This window comes from Vibrio sp. Evd11 (assembly GCF_900382755.1).
Lineage (GTDB): Bacteria > Pseudomonadota > Gammaproteobacteria > Enterobacterales > Vibrionaceae > Vibrio > Vibrio lentus.
Genome location: NZ_OSDX01000019.1, coordinates 12,779 through 33,023, shown reverse-complemented (window position 1 = coordinate 33,023; position 20,245 = coordinate 12,779). Strand labels below are relative to the sequence as shown.

The window sequence follows — 20,245 nt, the reverse complement described above, 5'->3', positions numbered from 1 at the left end:
CAACAAATTTAACATTTTATTATCATTAGCAAAAGTAAAATTTTGTTGAAACCTTCAACTCTGCACGCAAAATCTAGCCACCAATAAGATAAAGATTTACATTTTAGACAGTTAAGTCGTTTCCTTAGAGTACTCTTATGTCAGAAACCAAACAGCCAGTGATCATTGAGCATGCTAGCGATACACAGCACAAGCATGAGAAAAAGCCTCATATTGCCGACAGCACAAGCAGAATGCTGCACATCGCACAGAGCTTCGGCTTAGATTCCTTAATCAGTCATAGTGCAAAACCAAGCGATAAAGCAGGAAGTACGCTTATCGAGCGGGCGCTATTACGAGAGAAAAAACGTAAAGAACTGCGTCAAAAGAATCTAGAACAGATTCTGAAATTGGCGCACTCTTCATGTAAGGATGAAGCGGCTGGAGATCCTGATCAGGACTGGTTATACCGCTTTTTCGATATGGCACAAGAGATCCACAATACATCGATGCAGAGACTATGGGCTCAGGTATTAAAAAGAGAAGTCACCAACCCAGGTTCGACGTCGATGAAGGCATTGCAGATCTTGCAAGACATGACACCAAAAGAAGCACTCACCCTACAAAGAGCGGCATCACTTGGCTGTAGTTTTGGTAGTGATAGCAGCAGAAAGCTATTACTTGGTTTCAAATCTCATGCTGGAATATTCAGTTTCGGCAAAAGAGACACCACCAACACCATCAACCTTGGTGGACACAACCTACCCTACTCTAGCCTACTCCATTTAATTGAGCTCGGTATCATTCTAGGCACTGAATTAGAGTCTGGTGAGATTGACTTAGACCCAGCGTTGCACCTGACTTATCAAGGTAAGAGCATGTCACTGGCGCCTATTTCAAAAGGGGTTAAGCTGGTTTACTACCGATTCAGTCCAACAGGTAATGAGCTGTGCACCTTACTTGGCAACAAACCCAACATGCAGTATTACGACCAACTGATTGCTCTTTTAAGTCAGAAGTTCACGGTACAGACAGAAGTAAAAAGCAGTGTGAATTACACCGTCTAAGCACTCGACGGTGCAAAAAATAGACGGTGTGAAAAGTGAAAAGTGAAAAGTATTGAGAAGAATAAAGAGAATCTAGAGGATAGGTTTCTTGTCTCGGTAAACTAAGGCTGCACTATTTATCGGTCGTGAATAAACAGATAAACAGCTGAGTAGCCTTAGTCATACCAACGATCTCAGTTGGCTAAAATATTACGCTTCTCTAAAGCATCAATACACAATTCAACCAGTTCATCGAGTGTCTTCTCGCCCGCAGGTAGATCTATCTCAGGATTCTGAGGCGCTTCGTACACTGAGCTAATGCCAGTAAAATTCGGGATTTCTCCAGCACGCGCTTTCTTATACAAACCTTTAGGATCACGCTGTTCGCAAACCTCAAGTGGCGTATTAACAAACACCTCTAGAAACTCACCTTCCGGCAATAAATCACGCACCAACTGTCTCTCCGCTTGATGTGGAGAAATAAACGCTGACAACACGATCAAACCCGCGTCCGCCATCAATTTAGCGAGCTCACCAATACGACGAATATTCTCTCGACGGTCTTGCTCAGAGAAGCCCAAGTCGCTACATAATCCATGACGAACATTATCACCATCCAATAAGTAAGTATGGTAACCAAGCTGTGCTAAGCGGTTTTCTAATGCACCAGCGACTGTCGACTTCCCAGAACCAGATAAACCCGTGAACCAGAGCACGGCTGGTTTTTGTGATTTCAGATCAGAGCGAAATGCTTTATCAATCGAGTGTTGATGCCACACAACATTCTCATCTTTTGGTTTGAGTACTGCGGTCATAATTAGTCCTTTAAATAAACAGCATTAAAATGGGAAAAAGTAAGGAATTAGGGTCAGCACCAAGCCCGAATAGACAATCGAGATTGGGATGCCGATACGCAGATAATCCGTGAGGTGGTAATTACCTACGCTATAAACAAGTAAATTGGTTTGGTAGCCGTATGGCGAAATAAAGCTGGCGCTAGCACCAAACAGAACCGCCATAATGAATGGCATAGGGTCAACGCCATAGCCGATAGCCATGCTATAGCCGATTGGGAACGAGAGTGCTGCGGCCGCATTATTAGTAACAAGTTCTGTCAAAACCAATGTCATGAAATAAGTCGCGACTAACGCACCAAACACGCCCCAGCCATTAAAGGCTTCCATAAACATCAGCCCCATCCGCTCAGACAAACCCGATGAAATCATCAATTGAGCAATAGAAAGTGCAGAGCCAACGATCACCACAATATCAACCGGAAAACGGCGACGAAGCTCACCCAGTTGCACCACACCAAAGGCCACCAGCAACAGTAAGAAACCAGCCAGCCCTTTGATAATCGGCACGACTTCAGCAAGGGCTAAACCAATCACACTGGCAAAACCGAGCAATACAAACGTCGATTTATCCGCATCAAGCTTGGCACTCGAGTCCAAGTCATTCATCAACACAAACTCTTTGTTGTGTTGCTGGCGCTGTTCTTCAAAGCGTTTGCCGGGAACCAGAATCAAGGTATCACCAGCGGTTAGTGTGATGTTTCCAAGACCACCTTCAAGGCGCTCATGGCCACGACGAATGGCAACCACAACCGCATCAAAACGATCTCTGAACTGGCTGGTTTTCAGGGTTTTGTTACAGAAGCTTGCCGACGAGCTCACCACAACCTCAACAAAGCTCTGGCCGTTAAGGTGATGTTGACCAAACAGAGTCAATCCTTGGATTTCTTGGAGTGTCGCTACACTTTCAACGTCGCCACAAAATAGCAGTCGATCACGAGCTTGCAGTATAAAGTCAGGGTCAATAGACGCCGTTGTTTCACCGTCTCGAATCACTTCCGCTAAGAACAGTTTTCTCAGAGCTCTAAGATTATTCTGGCTGACGCTGCGGCCAACTAAAGGAGAACCCGGCTCAACTCTAGCTTCTAGAAAGTAAGGCAGATCATCTTGGGAACCATCATCGTAGCTGGGTAAGAAGTAACTCAGAGGAATAAGGATCAACACGCCACCGACCAAAACCGCCAGACCGATCAAGGTTGGTGTGAAAAAGTTTAAGCTCGGCAGCCCTGCATCTTCAACAAAGCTATTGATGATCAAATTGGTTGAAGTGCCGATCAATGTCAGCGTTCCACCTAAGATGGCAGCGTATGACAGAGGGATAAGCAGTTTAGATGGCGCATGTTGTTGATTACGTTTGATCGCCCCGATCAAAGAGACAACCACCGCCGTGTTATTAGTAAAAGAAGAAAGTAGCGCTGTGGAAATACCCAACTTCGCAACCACGGTACCTAGCCTACCTTCAGAGATATTGCGGCTAACCCAGCTGATTAAGCGAGTTTTCTCCAACGCACTTGATGCGAGGATCAGAAGAATTAAAGTCAGTAACGAGGAGTTAGTGAAGTTATTGGCTAAGCTCGACAAGTCGATCATACCAGCCATAAAAGCAATAAACGCCGCGCCAGCAAAGATAAAGCTTGGCTTAATACGGGTAACGAGCAGGCAAGTAATGATGCCGAGCAAAATCGCTAATACAAATCCTTGTTGCCACATATACCCGTCCTTTATGGCGGAAACGATGAGTTTCCGCCTGATTCAATAAGCTGTTGCTTGGTCGTTTATGACTTCAGTAATTGGCTTAGATCTTTGGCATCCCAATGAGGGAAATGCTTACGAACCAGAGCGTTGAACTCAAGTTCAAATGCAGAGAAGTTACCGACTTGCTGTTCAACAGAGTCCAAACGGTCTCGAATCAAACCCGCACCAACCGTCACGTTGGTTAGTCGGTCGATAACGATAAAGCCACCGGTATCGGCACTCTCACGGTATTTATCCAGTGCGACAGTCTCGTTCAATGACCATTCACACAAACCAATACCATTCAGTGGCAACTCATCAACAGCGTGAGTCGACAAGTTGTTGATGTCATATTGGTGACGAACCGTTTCAACCTGACCGACGGTTTTCTTGCCTGCGATTTTGATGTCGTAAGCTTTACCCGGTTGCAGTGGTTGCTCTGTCATCCACACGATGTCAGCCAATACATGGTTAGTAGATTCAATTTGCGCGTTTTCCAGCACAATCAAATCACCACGACTGATATCAATTTCATCTTCAAGAGTCAGTGTTACCGCCAAACCCGCTTGTGCTGATTCAAGTTCACCATCAAAGGTCACAATGCTTGCCACCTTAGAGGTTTTACCTGAAGGCAACGCCTTGATTTCATCACCCACGCTGACACGACCAGAAGCCACAGTGCCGGCAAAGCCACGGAAATCTAGGTTAGGACGATTGACGTACTGCACTGGGAAACGGAATTCGCCCGCAGAACGTTTTTGGTCAATGTCGACGTTCTCTAACACTTCTAATAGAGACGGACCTTCGAACCATGCAAGCTCTTTGCTTGGCGCAGCAACGTTAATACCTTCAAGTGCCGAAACTGGCAGAATCTGAATATTAGTTTCGCCCTCTAGGTTTTCAGCAAACTCTAGGTACTGATCGCGAATCTCCTCAAAACGATCTTGCGAGTACTCGACGAGATCCATCTTGTTGACTGCGACGATGAAATGCTTCAAACCAAGCAGGTTAGAAATAAACGAGTGACGACGTGTTTGATCCAGTACACCCTTACGAGCATCAATCAAGATCACAGCCAGATCACACGTTGAAGCGCCTGTTGCCATGTTGCGCGTGTACTGCTCATGCCCAGGAGTATCAGCAATAATGAATTTACGTTTTTGCGTCGAGAAATAGCGATAAGCCACATCGATCGTGATCCCTTGCTCACGTTCAGCTTGCAAGCCATCAACAAGCAGTGCCAAGTCAGGCTTCTCACCTGTAGTACCCACTCGTTGGCTATCCGAGTGAACTGCTGCTAACTGATCTTCATAAATCTGTTTTGTATCATGGAGCAAGCGACCGATTAACGTACTTTTACCGTCATCTACTGAGCCACAAGTTAAAAATCTAAGCATAGATTTATGCTGATGCTGACTTAGATAACCTTCAATCCCTAGTTCAGCCAATTCGGCTTCTACTGCACTATTCATTTTTCTTTCCTTAGATTCTTAGAAATAACCTTGGCGCTTTTTCAGCTCCATAGAGCCCGACTGATCATGGTCAATCGCTCGGCCTTGACGTTCACTAGACGTTGCCACCAGCATCTCTTCAATAATGCCTGTTAACGTATTCGCCTCAGATTCAACGGCTCCGGTTAGTGGGTAACAGCCCAAAGTACGGAAGCGAACGCTTTTCTCTTCAATCACTTCACCTTCTTGCAGTTCCATACGGTCATCATCAACCATGATCAGCATGCCATCACGCTCAACCACAGGACGTTTGTCTGAAAGGTAAAGTGGAACAATATCGATGCTCTCTAGGTAGATGTATTGCCAGATATCAAGCTCAGTCCAGTTAGATAGTGGGAAGACACGAATGCTTTCGCCCTTATTAACCTGACCGTTGTAGGTGTGCCAAAGCTCAGGACGCTGGTTTTTTGGATCCCATGTATGGTTCTTGTCGCGGAAAGAATAAACACGCTCTTTCGCTCGAGATTTTTCTTCATCACGACGCGCACCACCAAAAGCGGCATCGAACCCGTACTTGTTTAACGCCTGCTTAAGGCCTTGAGTTTTCATGATGTCAGTGTGCTTAGAAGAACCATGTACGAACGGGCTACATCCCATCTCAATACCTTCTGGGTTCTTATGCACTAAAAGGTCGAAGCCGTACTTTTTAGCCGTACGATCACGAAACTCAATCATCTCGCGGAATTTCCAATCCGTATCAACGTGCAATAGTGGGAATGGAATCTTGCCTGGATAAAACGCTTTGCGAGCTAAATGAAGCATCACAGAAGAATCTTTACCGATGGAGTACATCATCACTGGGTTATCAAACTCAGCAGCAACTTCACGGATAATATGAATACTTTCCGCTTCAAGCTGTTTTAGGTGGGTTAAACGTTCTTGGTCCATTTCAGTGCTTCCTTTAAGGCTCGCAGTACGAGCAATTCATTACTTGGTCTTGCCAAGCAAGGGATTTAACTCATCCACTTGAGTGAATGGGAGTATTGGCACTAGAAGAAAACAGAAGCTTCGTTTTGAGCTATCCTTGCTATTCATCTGCCTGATACGTCCTTGATATAGGCATTATGACGAGCCTCTCATATTACTGGAAATTCTAAAATTTCATTTTTTATTCGAAAAGCTGATAAGGGATGGGATTCATCGATAAATAGGTGAAATGAATGGACTAATACTATCGATGTGATTTGTACATTGATTGAGCAGGTTTGGGAGGCGTCTTGCAGAACACCATAAAGTAATCGATCTAAGTCACGAATTAACATTCGTTGTAATCATTGTTTCATTCGGTTTTGTTACATTACGCAACGAATTTTCTACTATCCACTTTGGAGCTACAAAATGAAAGTTGCAATGAAACCTTTGTCATTGGCTGTACTTGCGGGTCTTGGTTTGACTCTAGCAGGCTGCACAACAACACCAGATACCGATGAAGTGATTAAATTACGTGTCGTAGAAACGACGGATATCCATACCAACCTAATGGATTACGACTACTACAAAGACAAGCCATCGAAAAAAATCGGCTTAGCACGTACTGCAACTCTAGTAAAAGAAGCTCAAAGCGAAGTAACCAACAGCGTATTAGTTGATAACGGTGACTTGCTGCAAGGTAGCCCAATGGGTGACTACATGGCGGACAAAGGCATCGAAGCGGGCGAAGTTCACCCTGCATATAAAGCAATGAATCAACTAAGCTACGACGCTGCAAACCTAGGTAACCACGAATTCAACTACGGTCTTGAGTTCCTAGAAGAGTCTATCAACGACGCTGATTTCCCATACATCAGTGCTAACGTTTACGACGCAGAAACTAAAGAACACTACTTCACGCCATACATCATCAAGACGCACACGTTTGAAGATACTGCTGGTGTAAAACATGAAGTAAAAGTGGGTTACATCGGTTTTGTTCCACCACAAATCATGACGTGGGATAAGAAGAACCTTGAAGGCAAGGTGATCGCTCGTGACATCATTGAGACAGCTAACGAGTTAGTGCCTCAAATGAAAGCGGAAGGCGCTGAAGTTATCGTTGCTATCCCTCACTCAGGCGTATCAACTGACCCGTACAAAAATGGCGAAGAAAACTCAACGTTCTACCTATCTGAAGTAGACGGCATTGATGCAATCGCATTCGGCCACTCTCACGCAGTGTTCCCAGGCAAAGGTTTTGATGACATTCAAGGCATCGACAACGAAACGGGCACAATGAACGGCGTTGCGGCAGTAATGCCAGGTCGTTGGGGTAGCCACGTTGGTGTTATGGATCTAACACTTGCACAAAAAGACGGTAAGTGGGAAGTCGTTAAAGGCCAATCAGAAGCACGCCCTATCTACGACAAGATCGAGAAGAAATCTCTTGCTGCCGCTGATGAGGGCATCGTAACAGCACTAGAAAAAGACCACGCAGGTACTCGTGAGTTTGTTAACCAACCGATTGGTAAAGCAGACGATGTGATGTACAGCTTCTTATCTCTAGTACAAGACGATCCAACAGTTCAAATCGTTAACCTTGCACAGAAAGATTACGTTGAACAGTTCATCCAAGGCGACCCAGATCTAGATGGTACTCCAGTACTTTCAGCAGCTGCACCATTCAAGGCCGGTGGCCGTAAGAATGACCCAGCAAACTTCACTGAAGTTGAATCTGGCCAACTGACATTCCGTAACGCAGCTGACCTGTACCTTTACCCGAACACGCTAGTCGCGATGAAGGTAACAGGCCACGAAGTAAAAGAGTGGCTTGAGTGTTCTGCTGGTCAGTTCAACCAAGTGGATATTAACTCAACAGCACCACAACAGTTGATCGAGTGGGATAACTTCCGCACTTACAACTTCGATGTTATCGACGGTGTTGATTACCAAATCGACGTAACTCAACCTGCGAAATACGATACAAACTGTAAAGTCGTTAACCCTGACTCACAACGTATTGTTGGCCTAACTTACCAAGGGAAGCCAATCGACATGAAGCAAGACTTCCTGATCGCAACCAACAACTACCGTGCATACAGTGCTAAGTTCCCAGGTACAGGTGAAGACTTCATCGCATTTGATGCACCAGATGAAAACCGTACTGTTCTTGCGAACTACATCTCTCGCGTAAGCAAAGAGCAAGGTCAAGTTAGCCCAACAGCTGATAACAACTGGTCATTTGCGCCAATCAAAACGGATAACAAACTAGATATCCGCTTTGAAACATCTCCAAGCGACAAAGCGGCAGAGTTCATAAAAGAAAAGGGTCAATACCCGATGAAACGTGTTGCAACTGACGATGTTGGTTTTGCTGTTTACCAGATTGACCTAACTAAATAGATTACCCAGTAATCCATAGTTAACGTTCTGAAAGGCTGAGTTTAGCGACTCAGCCTTTTTCTTTTGTTATTTATAAACCGAATCCACTGCCCTACTTTTCTCACCGTAAACACCCGCTAATTCAACCCCCAAACAGCACGACTCAAACCGTCAATCGATTTAAGTCCCCACAAAAAAACACTAATCAGCTGTAAGTTTTTCTCTGCTCCTCCTGTCTATTTAATTTACTACACTCAATGAATGGCCAATAAGCCATTCATCTATAGGATAGATAAGGGTATTTGATGAGCACCGTCGAGAGTATTCAAGCATGGTTAAATACAGGAGAAGAATCGCTGCTATGGCTGATGCTTGGCATTATCGCGCTTTCTTACTTGCTTGAAGATCTGGCGATTGTTACAGCGGCAGGTTTAGCAACTCAAGGACTCATGCTTCCTCAATATGCATTACTTGCCATTTTCATCGGCATTGCCACAGGCGATCTCGGCCTCTATTACCTAGGTAAATCAGGACGTTATTTCCGAGGCGTTCGTTACAAAGCCCTCAACAACCGATACTTTCGTGCGCTTCGCACTAAATTACGTCAAAACGCTTTCAGCAGTCTTTTTGTCATCCGCTTTATTCCAGGGCTTCGTACCGTTGGTTTTACCTTAAGTGGCTTTTTCGCCATCCCACTGCCTACTTTCTTGTTTGCCGTTATTAGTGCCACAGCGCTCTGGACTGGCATTGTCTTCTCTGCCATCTACTATTTAGGGACATCAGCGTGGCTGCAAACCTCTGAATATCAATGGATCATCATCCCGTGTGCCATCGCTTTGCTGTTTATCGGCAATCGATTAATGAATAGAACCTACTCTAGAGGATTATCATGAGTTCACCGCAAGATATTCGCATCATTCCAGCACATCAAATCAATGCAGGCATGCCCTTGCTTGAAAAAGATACCGTGCGCAGTGTCTCTCCTTATGAGTTTCTTCCAACTTGGTTTTTCTACACGCCAGTGGTGATTCAAAGCCTGATGCAAGGGTTACGGCACTTTGACTGGGCGCTGCCGCTCATCGCCAACCCGAGCATCAAGTTAAGCGGCATGGTAGGCGAATCAAAACACGAAATACTGAGCCTTGCCGGATCATCGAGTCAGCGTTGGATCTCTCCGTTTATCACCTTAACCAAAACGGATCTTAGCAGTAAGAAACAAGCCGAAGATGCGCGCAGCGCACTCATACAGTCGGATCTCGATTTCCCGATTGTGGCCAAACCGGATCTTGGTTGTCGAGGTGTTGGCGTTAAGCTGATCAACACACAAGATCAACTTGAGCAGTATGTTGAATCTTTCCCAAATAATGCTCGCTTTCTATTGCAAGAAAAGGCGCCTTATCAAGCCGAAGCGGGTGTTTTCTATGTTCGCTACCCAAATAAAAAGCAAGGCGAGATCATCTCGATCACACTCAAATACGCACCAATGGTGGTGGGCGATGGCAGCTCGACACTCAAGCAGTTAATTGAAAATAGCCCGCGTGCTGGGCAACTTAGTCACCTGTATCTACCGAGACATGAAGATAAATTGGATCAAGTGCTCGCAGAGGGCGAAGAGTTCCAACTCGCGTTCGCAGGCAGCCATAGCCGTGGTTGTATCTTCCGAGACGGCAATCAATACATCACTCAGGCTTTAACCGAACGCTTAGATGAGATATTCGACGACTTCGATGGCTTTCACTTTGGTCGACTCGACGTCAAATTCAAGGACATGCACAGCCTAATGAACGGCGAGGACTTCACTATCCTTGAGGTCAATGGCGCAAGCAGTGAGGCCGGGCACATCTGGGATCGCAACACACCGCTGCGAGAGATATTTTCGACGCTACTCCTGCAATACCGCATTCTTTTTGATATTGGCGCTCAACAGAAACAAAGAGGCCACCAGCCTCCTTCTTTTAAGAGCTTATTTAACGCGTGGCAAGAAGAACGACGTCTTGTTCAACAATATCCGACCACCGATTAACTTTGTACGAGGATCATGAATGAACCCCATAGCCCAACCGAGCGCCCTCACTTCTTTCTCTCCTAGTATCAAGGGAGCGGTAGAGATATTGAATCAGGGTTTAGAGTTTTTGTTAGCGATATCTGACAGCGACTATCTGACACGAGCAAAGCCGCACGTCACAAGCTCTATTGGTGAGCATACTCGTCACACGCTCGATCTTTTTCACGCTTTGATTTTAAAAGAGAATGCGACCGTTGATTACAACACTCGTCGTCGTGGTCACCCCGTGGAATTCGACAGGTCGATTGCGTTGAAAGAGATCCATTACGTGATCAACTGGCTTGAACGATTAGACCGTAGAGATCTCGAAGCGCCTATCATGATCCAAACCGAAGTTTCGATGGATACACAAGTATTTGCCAGCTTGCCTTCTACGCTAGAAAGAGAGGTTACCTTTGCTGCGCTGCACGCCAATCATCATTACGCGATGATCAAGGTGATCACGACCTTTCTTGATGTCGAAACATGCAACACCTTTGGTTATGCCCCAACCACCAGCAGCTATTTGAGGGAGCAATAATCATGTGTTCAGTATCTTGGCTACTTGAAGACAATGGCTATCAGGTCTTCTTTAATCGTGATGAACAAAAGACACGGGCACTGGCGATGCCACCTAAACAATATCGAGTTAACGGCGTCGATATCATCATGCCACTCGACCCAACCGGTGGTGGTAGCTGGATCAGTATCAATGAGTTCGGGCTTTCGTTATGCCTACTCAATAACTATCAAGGCATCGTACCTGATGGCCTTTTAGTCAGCCGTGGTTTGTTACTCAAGAACCTATCATCGAGTCGTAATATCAGTCAGCTCTCTGAAGCATTTCATAAGCTCGATCTGCACTCTTTTGCCCCATTTACCTTGCTAGCTTTCGCGCCGAACTTAACTCAACACCATGGTTTGGTTATCGCCTATATGTGGGATGGCATTCAACAAAAAATAGTCGAAACCGATTCTCCGCTGTTCTCATCCGGTGTTGATTTAGAGCGAGTGCAAGCCTATCGACAAGCAAAATACGATCAGCTTATGGCAATGGGTAAGAATCAACAGAACTTACTTCAGTTTCACTCTCACCATCACAGCGAACAGCCTCATTTAGCTACCTGTATGCATCGTGAAGACGCGCACACCGTAAGCTTTACACATTTACGCAATCTACACGGCCAAGCCTCAATGTTTTACGCACCCGGCTCGCCTTGTGAACCCATTAAACCATGCCAGATAAATCAACAGCGTTTTACCTTCGATTTATCACCAGCAATCAATCTATAGATGGAGTCCATCATGAGAAAACTATTAACCATGGTCATGCTACTTGTTAGCCCATATGTATTTGCCGCCGATGAAATCTACACAGGGTTCTTTAGCAGTAAGGCGCTCGATGGCTACGACACTGTGGCTTATTTCACTTCAGGTAAGCCTATTGAAGGCAGTAAAAAATTCAGCACCGAGTACAGAGGCGCGGACTGGTATTTCTCTTCTGAAAAGAATCTGACTTTATTTGTTAATAATCCTGAAAAATATGCCCCTCAATATGGTGGTTATTGCGCTTGGGCTGTTTCAGCAAAAAGTGACTTTGCACCTGGTGACCCGAACCAATGGACAATTGTTGATAACAAGCTTTACCTCAACTACGACCAAGAGATTAAACAGCGTTGGGAACAAGACCGAGCACAGCATATTCAAAAAGCCGACACCGTTTGGCCGCAACTGATCAAATAAGGGAATAACCATGACATTCACTCCAGCTAAACATATTCCTGCGGCATTTATCGCTTTCGTATTTGTTCAGTCGCTGTTTTTTAAGTTCACAGGCTCATACGAGACTGAGCATATCTTTGGCACCTTGGCGACATGGTCGGGCTTAAGTTGGTTCGGTTCATTTGGCGGCTACTTAATTGGGTTTGCTGAATTGATTGCTGCCATTTTGCTGTTTACTCGTTGGCATGGCCTAGGTGCCATCATGAGTGTGGGAATTATGAGTGGTGCGATTTTCTTCCACCTGTTTACACCACTCGGTATTCAAATGCCTGAGTTTAATGCAGCGGGTGAAATTGTCGGTTATGACGGTGGATTACTGTTTGGTATGGCATGCCTAGTGTGGTTATGCGGTGCATTTTTAAGTGTGAAAGATTTCAAGAATCAAGACGGTTTCCTAAACAACTTTAGTCAATAAGGTAGCTTCATTATGATTGATAGTCCTTTTCGTTTACCACGTTACACGCCTTTTGGTTTAGGTGAGTCTGTTGTCGAGTGGGCAACTGGGCTATCTAAGCTAGACAAACTCTATCAAGATAGACCTGATGAGTTATCTAGCTTTGAATTCATGCATCACACCCTGTCAGCACTCAATATCGACTATTCTGTTTCCGCAGGCGCCACTGATAATATCCCAGAGGAAGGGCCTGTAGTCATTGTGGCCAACCATCCGCTTGGCGCGATTGAAGGTGTGATCCTTGCTGATCTCGTAGGATCGGTAAGAAAAGATGTAAAGGTGTTGGCGAATGAGTTGCTCAAGCGACTGCCTGAACTGGATGATCTTTTCATCGGAGTCGATGTCTTTAATAGTAAAGAGTCGAAACGAACCAACGCCAAAGCCATTCGAGATGCCAATCGCCATTTAGCAGATGGTGGATTGTTGATTGTGTTCCCTGCTGGCGAAGTATCGAGTTACCGTAAAGGGGCAAAAACACTGACAGACATCGAATGGAGCAAATCAGTCGCAAAGTTCGTCAAACGTCATCAGGCAACTACGGTTCCTATCTTTATCAATGGTAAAAACAGCGAGCTTTTCTACCAAGCCGGACGAGTTCATCCACTGCTACGAACGGCTTTACTTGGGCGTGAGCTTCTTAATAAACGAGCGACTACCATCTCTATATCTATCGGCTCTTCGATCCCATATTCAGAGATAAAATCGTTTGAACAAGAGATGGATATCGTCAACTATCTGCGACTCAATACCTATCTGATGAGTCAACAAGATAGCCCTAGCACGCCAATCCATGCACCCTCTTTTGACACTCAGGTTATTGCTCCTATTCCATCAGAAGTACTCTCTATAGAAGTCGCGTCACTGCCTCAAGAAATGAGATTACTTGAACAGGGCGATTTTGAGGTGTATTGCACACCGAGCCAGTCGATCCCCAATTTAATGCGTGAGATTGGTCGAGTCAGAGAAGAGAGCTTTCGAGAGGTTGGCGAAGGCAGCGGGCTTGCCTGTGATTTAGATGAGTATGACCTTTACTACCATCAACTGTTTGTGTGGAACAAAGCTAAGGCTGAACTGGTTGGGGCGTACCGACTTGGTATGGTCGACAAGTTGATCGCTGAGCACGGGCTTGATCAACTCTACTCTCGAAGTCTGTTTAACTACAATCAAGAGTTCATTGATACCCTTGATAATAGTATTGAACTTGGGCGTTCTGTAGTGAGCAAGCCTTATCAAAAGAGCCTTAACTCACTATTACTATTGTGGAAAGGTATCGCGGCCTTCGTGTATCGTCACCCTCAATACACTCACCTATTCGGCCCGGTCAGTATCAGTAATGATTACAGTCATAATGCTCGCCTGTTGATTGCGACGACTTTATCGATACATCATTATGACGAAGAAAAAGCGAATTTAGTTTCTCCCTCTTCACCACTCAATACCAGTAATCATGTGTTCTGGCAGAATCACCTGTTATCGTCATTGGCAAGTGTTCCTCTGCTCTCTAAAGTGTTAGCACGTATGGAGCAAGGAAAAGGCCTACCAGTACTACTACGCCAGTATCTAGGGATGAACGGTAAGTTGGTGTGCTTTAACGTCGACCCATCATTTAATGATGCTCTGGATGGCTTGATTGTGGTTAACCTTAAGAAAGTACCACTGAAGACCTTAGGTAAATACATGGGCAGAGAGCTCGCTCAAAATTATCTAGAACAGCACGCTCGACGCTGATTTAGCCTGCTCTGTACCTATACTCAAATAAGTGCGATGATTTCGACACTTATTTGGGTTAGGTTATTTCCATGCACACCTCTTTTATCGAACAACTACAAAGCTTTGACTTCTCTGAAAGTCAGATTGAATCTCTATTAGCCGTCGCCAAGCCGCTTGAGCTACCAACCAGACACATCCTAATCAATCAAGGTGAAATGGCGAGTTCAATCTACTTTGTACTCGAGGGATTGTGCCACGCTTGCTACCTCACCAATGACGGCAAGCAATACAGCAAAGAGTTCTACTGGGAACAAGATTGGATCATCGGCTTTGAGAGTTTGATAAAAAATCAAGCGTCCCCTTACCTATTAGAAACGCTCACACCAATTACTATGTTAGAACTGCCAATGAACGCGGTTATCGAGTGGCGCGCATCAAACAACCCTTTGTATTTAAAGTTATTAGAAACTCAGCTGATGCATAAGGAAAACAAAGAACGCTTTATGCTGCTCTATACTCCCGAGCAACGCTATCAACTGTTCTGCGAACATTATCCCGACCTTGAACAGCGCTTGAACGACAACCAGATTGCTGCTTACCTAGGAATAACCGCGATCAGTCTGAGCAGAATTAAAGGTCGAATTAACAATAGTTAATGCCAACAATCATCGCACATAGTACATTCAGAGCATCGATAACCTCTGGATGTAAACATGATCACTTGGCACTCAATTCCCTTTTCTGAACTTTCAACACAACAGCTTTATCAACTACTTAAATTACGAGTAGATGTGTTCGTCGTTGAACAAAATTGCCCTTATCCAGAACTCGACGGTAAAGATACACTCGCAGGTGTTGAACACTTGTTTGGTTATGCTGATGAAGAGTTAGTGGCGTGTGCACGCTTGTTACCACCAGGAACTTCTTACGACCACACTAGCATCGGCCGAGTGGCGACTAAGCAATCGGCAAGAGGTGATGGTTTAGGGCATCAATTGATAAAAGAAGCGTTAACACGCTGTGAGGCTCTTTGGCCGAGCACGACTATCGATATTGGTGCGCAACAACACCTAGAAAACTTCTATGCGAGCCACGGCTTCAAAACGATCTCTGAGATGTACTTGGAAGACGATATTCCGCACGTCGATATGAGATTAGAGAAGTAATGTCGAATATCACTGTCGGTATCCTATTGCTGATTGCAGGTAACTTGTTTGCCTCGCTTTCCGACGTAGCGGTAAAACTGTTGAATGGCGAAGTGCCACCTCTTCAGTATATTTTTTTCCGACAGCTGATATCTCTGCTCATCATCACCCCTTTGTGGCTACAGCAGAAAAAGGAACAACGACGCTTACAGCAAGCCAAAGTGACCATCATACGCGGACAGCTGATACTAATTGGCAGTGGATGTATGGTTGTCGCGATTACCCATTTATCTTTGGCTACCGCCAACGCAGTATTTTACGTCGCGCCCTTGTTGATGCTGCCTCTATCTATGTTTCTACTGAAAGAGCAACCGGCACTTGGCAAGGTCATCGCCACCACTATCGGTTTTATTGGTGCATTGATTGTCTTGAGGCCATCGCAATTTCATTGGGCAGCATTGTTTGCACTAGGCACAGCGCTGACGCTCGCACTGTTCAATGTGTTGGTAAGAAAGCTTCCAAGTGAGCAAACCGTAGTCACCACGTTATGGTGGACAACGTTATTCTCTATACCAGCATCATTAGTGCTGTGCTTCCTATACTGGCAACCGGTATCTGTGGAGCATTTGGGATACATAGCACTCAGCGCAACACTCATATTGAGTTATAACGGACTTGCTGTTTCCGCCTACCAGAAAGCACATTCGAGCCAAATCGCCTTGGCTGAATATTCTGGATTAGTGTTTGTCGCGTTAATAGGCGCAATATGGTTCGATGAGATTCCAGATACGTTAACCTTTATCGGAATCATGCTTATCATCTTGCCACTCGCCCCTTTCAAGCGACCAAAAAAAAGAGCTAACACTTAGCTCTTTTCTATCGTCTATCTATGTCTACCGAAACGTTTTAGCGCATGGCTCTATATTAGACCTATTTGCTGCGGCCAAAACCACCGTCAGACAAACGGAAAAACATCACTGACGTGTCGCCCTTCTCTAGCTGCAGAATATCCAGTTGCCCAGTTTCGGCTAGCTTGAATCTAACTAGCTGACCTTTTCTGATCTGACTCAGCGGCTTGTCTGAACCTTCAATCCGTACTAACGCATTCAAATCAGACAACGGTAAATCGTTGTTTCGAAAGACTTGTGCCAACGTATCGCCCTGTTTAACCAGGTACTCCTGCCAGTTATTGTTGCTCGGTTCTGATGAACTGTTCTTGGCATTTTGCTGTTCGCTTAAGCCAACGGTGTTAATTTCAAGCTCAACGCGCGATGTGGTTGGGGCTGCGTCTACTTTAGGTTCTGGTAGCGGCACGAAAAGTAAGATTAATACGATCGGCGAAATCACCATCAATAGTCGTTGGTGTAATTTCGGTAATGATCCCCAAGTTTGTACGGTTGAGGTTTTCATTTTCTTTATATCGATCGAACTTAATTTCTCTTTGACCTGATTCAGTCGATCCTTGAACTCTGCTAAGTGGTCTACTTTCTGTTTTTTCTTTTGACGACGATTCATGCCACTGCGTCCTATACATTGAATAACTACAGTATAAAAACCAAAGTACCAACAGTATAGATCTTTCCGCTACAACAGAGACCAAAGCGAGAAAATTGACAGAGCTGTGATTTGGACACAGTAAAGCGTAAGTGATCAGGGGCTAGCCGTTTATTCAGGCTGCTAATACTGGTATTCTTACCCTTTTCGTACTGACAAAAAGAGTGACTTTTCATGTCTGAAGTAAAATTTGAAACTGTAGAGCAAAAAGCTAGCTACGGTATCGGTCTACAAATGGGCCAACAACTTGCTGGTTCTGGTCTTGAAGGCCTAAACGTTGACGCAATCGCTGCTGGTATCGCAACAGCTCTAGTTGGTGACATGCCAGCTATCGAAGTTGACGAAATCAACAACGCACTACAAGAGCTGCACACTCGTGGTGAAGCTGCACGTCAAGAACTAGCTAAAGCTGCAGCTGCTGACGGCGAAGCTTTCCTATCTGACAACGCTCTTCGTTCAGAAGTAACAGTTCTTGAGTCTGGCCTTCAGTACGAAGTACTAACTGAAGGTACTGGCGAAATCCCTACTGCAGACAAGCAAGTACGTGTTCACTACCACGGCGAACTAACTGACGGTACTGTTTTCGACAGCTCTGTATCTCGCGGTCAACCTGCTGAATTCCCAGTAACTGGCGTAATTCAAGGTTGGGTACAAGCTCTACAAATGATGCCTGTTGGCTCTAAGTGGAAGCTATACATCCCTCAAGATCTAGCATACGGTGAGCGTGGCGCAGGTGCTGCAATCCCACCATTTGCTGCTCTAGTATTCGAAGTAGAACTTCTAGCTATTCTTTAATTTTTATAAAAACCTTTAGTAAAACAAAATACTATAGGCAAATAAAATTGAAATAATTCAACGGCGATGTGACTACATCGCCGTTTTTCGTTTATAGTGAATAGGTCGATTACTTTATTACTTAAGGAAGAATAATGAAGAAGATACTCATCACTGTACTCAGCAGCCTTGCTGTAGTCTCTTGCGCTAGCACGAGCGATTCTGAACAAACCGGTTCATCATCAGATACCAACTATTCCCAACTATCACAAACTGCACTGATGGCAGCGGTGAATATGTGGTCTCAACAAAATGAAACAACGCCACTTGCTGATACCGTTGCTGACCAAGCGTCTGTAACAAGCGATCAAGCTATCGGCGGAATCGGTTCAATGTTGGCGCTTGCACAAAATTCACTTGGCTCTGCCGACAATAAAGAGCTCGCATCGCTTATTCCTGGGATGTCTTCACTTGAATCAACTGGCTTATCATCGGTTCTAAGCTCACAAGGTGCTGTTGAAAGTGCGTTTGCTGGGTTAGGTATGGATTCGTCAATGATTACAACATTCGCACCAATCATTCTTCAAACACTTCAATCTCAAGGTGCAACCAGCGGATTGATGGATTCACTTGCCGCTATTTGGCAGTAGGCCTTCGCAATTAGCGATTAGCGATTAGTTGAAGAATATTGTAAGGGCACTTCGGTGCTCTTTTTTGTGCGTGGAAGAAAAGGTATTTGAGATACGAGATACGAGATACGAGATACGAGATACGAGATACGAGATACGAGATACGAGATACGAGATACGAGATATTTTTGAAAAATGAAGCAGAGAAGGCAAGAACAAGTGCCAAACATCGTGGTGCAAGTTTCTTTCTCTGAATACACAAAATCCAGATACAAAAAAGCCGAGCTAATGCTCGGCTTTTGTATTAAGAATCTAGTATAGATTACTCAGCAGCTTCTTCAGCAGCTGGGCGGTCTACAAGCTCAATGTAAGCCATTGGAGCTTTATCACCAGTACGGAAACCACATTTAAGAATGCGAGTGTAACCACCTTGGCGAGCCGCGAAACGCGGGCCTAGTTCATTAAATAGTTTTGCCACAACTTCGTTATCACGAGTGCGAGCAAATGCAAGACGACGGTTAGCAACACTGTCTGTCTTAGCTAGGGTAATCAACGGCTCAATTACGCGACGTAGTTCTTTTGCTTTAGGCACGGTAGTTTTGATAACTTCGTGACGAACAAGAGAGCTAGCCATGTTGCTGAACATCGCTTTGCGATGACTGCTGTTGCGGTTGAGTTGACGACCACTTTTACGATGGCGCATGACCTAATCCTTCTAACTTTTCGATTAATCTTCAGCGATTGACGCTGGTGGCCAGTTTTCTAGACGCATGCCTAGAGAAAGACCACGTGAAGCAAGCACATCTTTAATCTCTGTAAGAGATTTCTTACCAAGGTTTGGCGTTTTAAGTAGCTCAACCTCAGTGCGCTGTACAAGATCACCGATGTAGTGAATCGCTTCTGCTTTCAAACAGTTAGCAGAGCGAACTGTTAGTTCAAGATCGTCTACAGGACGCAGTAGGATAGGATCGAATTCTGGCTTCTCTTCCTTCTCCTCAGGTACACGTACATCACGAAGATCTACGAACGCATCCAGTTGTTCAGCTAAAATAGTAGCTGCACGACGGATTGCTTCCTCAGGTTCAAGAGTACCGTTCGTTTCCATATCGATAACAAGCTTGTCTAAGTCAGTACGTTGTTCTACACGTGCCGCTTCTACAGCGTAGGCGATTTTATCGACCGGGCTATAAGTAGCGTCAACAAGTAGACGACCGATTGGACGCTCATCTTCTTCAGTATGGATACGAGCTGAAGCTGGAACGTAACCACGACCACGTTCAACTTTGATACGCATAGCGATCTCAGCGTTGTCATCCGTTAGGTGACAAATAACGTGCTCAGGGTTAGCGATCTCTACATCACCATCGTGGGTGATGTCACCTGCAACAACAGGGCCTGAGCCTGATTTGTTCAGTGTAATAAACACTTCATCTTTGCCTTCAGCAACGCGTACAGCCAAACCTTTAAGGTTTAAAAGGATTTCTAGGATATCTTCCTGAACGCCTTCTTTAGTGCTGTATTCGTGTAGCACACCTTCGATTTCAACTTCTGTTACGGCACAACCCGGCATAGAAGATAGAAGAATGCGGCGAAGAGCATTACCTAGAGTATGGCCGAAACCGCGCTCTAATGGCTCAAGAGTTACTTTCGCGTGTGTCGTATTGATCTGTTCAATGTCAACAAGACGCGGCTTAAGAAATTCTGTTACAGAACCCTGCATTGTGTCCTCTCTTTT

At 45.0% G+C, this 20,245-nt stretch carries 21 protein-coding genes; 14 read left to right on the top strand and 7 right to left on the bottom strand.

Annotation, left to right across the window (positions count from 1 at the left end):
• Nucleotides 1-137: 137 nt before the first annotated feature.
• Nucleotides 138-1,046 carry a TIGR03899 family protein gene (locus tag ED652_RS10590; protein WP_122054707.1) on the top strand — a complete coding sequence of 303 codons (909 nt, stop codon included), beginning with the start codon at nucleotides 138-140 and terminating at the stop codon, nucleotides 1,044-1,046.
• Nucleotides 1,047-1,219: 173 nt separating this feature from the next.
• Here the strand turns inward: ED652_RS10590 and cysC are convergent, their stop codons facing one another.
• The 4 genes from cysC to cysD form a co-directional block, all read right to left on the bottom strand.
• Nucleotides 1,220-1,840 carry an adenylyl-sulfate kinase gene (gene cysC / locus ED652_RS10585; protein ID WP_122054706.1) on the bottom strand — a complete coding sequence of 207 codons (621 nt, stop codon included), beginning with the start codon at nucleotides 1,838-1,840 and terminating at the stop codon, nucleotides 1,220-1,222.
• Between the two features lie 24 nt (nucleotides 1,841-1,864).
• Entirely contained in the window at nucleotides 1,865-3,589 is a 1,725-nt protein-coding gene (locus ED652_RS10580; RefSeq protein WP_122054704.1) for an SLC13 family permease, read from the bottom strand.
• A 65-nt stretch (nucleotides 3,590-3,654) separates the two neighbouring features.
• Entirely contained in the window at nucleotides 3,655-5,085 is a 1,431-nt protein-coding gene (cysN, locus tag ED652_RS10575; RefSeq protein WP_004735272.1) for a sulfate adenylyltransferase subunit CysN, read from the bottom strand.
• A gap of 18 nt (nucleotides 5,086-5,103) precedes the next feature.
• Entirely contained in the window at nucleotides 5,104-6,048 is a 945-nt protein-coding gene (cysD, locus tag ED652_RS10570) for a sulfate adenylyltransferase subunit CysD (protein WP_226974827.1), read from the bottom strand.
• Nucleotides 6,049-6,462: 414 nt separating this feature from the next.
• On the opposite strand from cysD, the gene ED652_RS10565 reads away from it, so the two are divergent.
• The 11 genes from ED652_RS10565 (at nucleotide 6,463) to ED652_RS10515 (ending at nucleotide 16,422) form a co-directional block, all read left to right on the top strand.
• Nucleotides 6,463-8,439: a bifunctional 2',3'-cyclic-nucleotide 2'-phosphodiesterase/3'-nucleotidase gene (locus tag ED652_RS10565; RefSeq protein ID WP_122054703.1), complete on the top strand. Its 1,977-nt coding sequence runs from the start codon at nucleotides 6,463-6,465 to the stop codon at nucleotides 8,437-8,439.
• 284 nt (nucleotides 8,440-8,723) lie between these two features.
• The gene (locus tag ED652_RS10560; protein ID WP_122054701.1) at nucleotides 8,724-9,311 is read left to right on the top strand and encodes a DedA family protein; all 588 of its coding nucleotides are present in this window, start codon (nucleotides 8,724-8,726) and stop codon (nucleotides 9,309-9,311) included.
• The gene (locus ED652_RS10555; RefSeq protein WP_102340811.1) at nucleotides 9,308-10,441 is read left to right on the top strand and encodes an ATP-grasp domain-containing protein; all 1,134 of its coding nucleotides are present in this window, start codon (nucleotides 9,308-9,310) and stop codon (nucleotides 10,439-10,441) included. Before ED652_RS10560 ends, ED652_RS10555 begins: the two co-directional genes overlap by 4 nt.
• Nucleotides 10,442-10,460: 19 nt before the next feature.
• Entirely contained in the window at nucleotides 10,461-11,003 is a 543-nt protein-coding gene (locus tag ED652_RS10550) for a DinB family protein (protein ID WP_017078811.1), read from the top strand.
• Between the two features lie 2 nt (nucleotides 11,004-11,005).
• Entirely contained in the window at nucleotides 11,006-11,755 is a 750-nt protein-coding gene (locus tag ED652_RS10545) for an NRDE family protein (protein WP_122054700.1), read from the top strand.
• Nucleotides 11,756-11,767: 12 nt separating this feature from the next.
• A complete protein-coding gene (locus ED652_RS10540) occupies nucleotides 11,768-12,205 on the top strand; it encodes a YHS domain-containing (seleno)protein (RefSeq protein WP_122054698.1) in 438 nt (145 codons plus the stop codon).
• Between the two features lie 10 nt (nucleotides 12,206-12,215).
• Entirely contained in the window at nucleotides 12,216-12,659 is a 444-nt protein-coding gene (locus tag ED652_RS10535) for a hypothetical protein (protein WP_004735264.1), read from the top strand.
• Between the two features lie 12 nt (nucleotides 12,660-12,671).
• A complete protein-coding gene (locus ED652_RS10530) occupies nucleotides 12,672-14,426 on the top strand; it encodes a lysophospholipid acyltransferase family protein (protein WP_122054696.1) in 1,755 nt (584 codons plus the stop codon).
• Between the two features lie 71 nt (nucleotides 14,427-14,497).
• On the top strand, nucleotides 14,498-15,064 hold the full coding sequence (locus tag ED652_RS10525; RefSeq protein WP_004735262.1) for a Crp/Fnr family transcriptional regulator: 567 nt from the start codon (nucleotides 14,498-14,500) through the stop codon (nucleotides 15,062-15,064).
• Between the two features lie 57 nt (nucleotides 15,065-15,121).
• On the top strand, nucleotides 15,122-15,574 hold the full coding sequence (locus ED652_RS10520) for a GNAT family N-acetyltransferase (RefSeq protein ID WP_122054695.1): 453 nt from the start codon (nucleotides 15,122-15,124) through the stop codon (nucleotides 15,572-15,574).
• On the top strand, nucleotides 15,574-16,422 hold the full coding sequence (locus ED652_RS10515) for a DMT family transporter (RefSeq protein WP_122054693.1): 849 nt from the start codon (nucleotides 15,574-15,576) through the stop codon (nucleotides 16,420-16,422). The genes ED652_RS10520 and ED652_RS10515 overlap by 1 nt, the downstream gene beginning before the upstream one ends.
• Nucleotides 16,423-16,483: 61 nt before the next feature.
• Here ED652_RS10515 and ED652_RS10510 read toward each other — a convergent pair whose 3' ends face one another.
• On the bottom strand, nucleotides 16,484-17,068 hold the full coding sequence (locus tag ED652_RS10510; RefSeq protein WP_065104202.1) for a LysM-like peptidoglycan-binding domain-containing protein: 585 nt from the start codon (nucleotides 17,066-17,068) through the stop codon (nucleotides 16,484-16,486).
• Nucleotides 17,069-17,281: 213 nt separating this feature from the next.
• Here ED652_RS10510 and ED652_RS10505 point away from each other — a divergent pair, with 213 nt between their 5' ends.
• Together ED652_RS10505 and ED652_RS10500 are read left to right on the top strand one after the other, a co-directional pair.
• Nucleotides 17,282-17,902 carry an FKBP-type peptidyl-prolyl cis-trans isomerase gene (locus tag ED652_RS10505; protein ID WP_017107729.1) on the top strand — a complete coding sequence of 207 codons (621 nt, stop codon included), beginning with the start codon at nucleotides 17,282-17,284 and terminating at the stop codon, nucleotides 17,900-17,902.
• Between the two features lie 134 nt (nucleotides 17,903-18,036).
• The gene (locus tag ED652_RS10500; RefSeq protein ID WP_122054691.1) at nucleotides 18,037-18,531 is read left to right on the top strand and encodes a DUF2780 domain-containing protein; all 495 of its coding nucleotides are present in this window, start codon (nucleotides 18,037-18,039) and stop codon (nucleotides 18,529-18,531) included.
• A 301-nt stretch (nucleotides 18,532-18,832) separates the two neighbouring features.
• On the opposite strand, the gene rplQ is transcribed toward ED652_RS10500, so the two are convergent.
• Together rplQ and rpoA are read right to left on the bottom strand one after the other, a co-directional pair.
• Nucleotides 18,833-19,213 carry a 50S ribosomal protein L17 gene (rplQ, locus tag ED652_RS10495; protein WP_004729812.1) on the bottom strand — a complete coding sequence of 127 codons (381 nt, stop codon included), beginning with the start codon at nucleotides 19,211-19,213 and terminating at the stop codon, nucleotides 18,833-18,835.
• Between the two features lie 24 nt (nucleotides 19,214-19,237).
• Nucleotides 19,238-20,230, bottom strand: coding sequence for a DNA-directed RNA polymerase subunit alpha (gene rpoA / locus ED652_RS10490; protein ID WP_004729813.1), 993 nt, complete (start codon nucleotides 20,228-20,230; stop codon nucleotides 19,238-19,240).
• Nucleotides 20,231-20,245 lie beyond the last annotated feature (15 nt).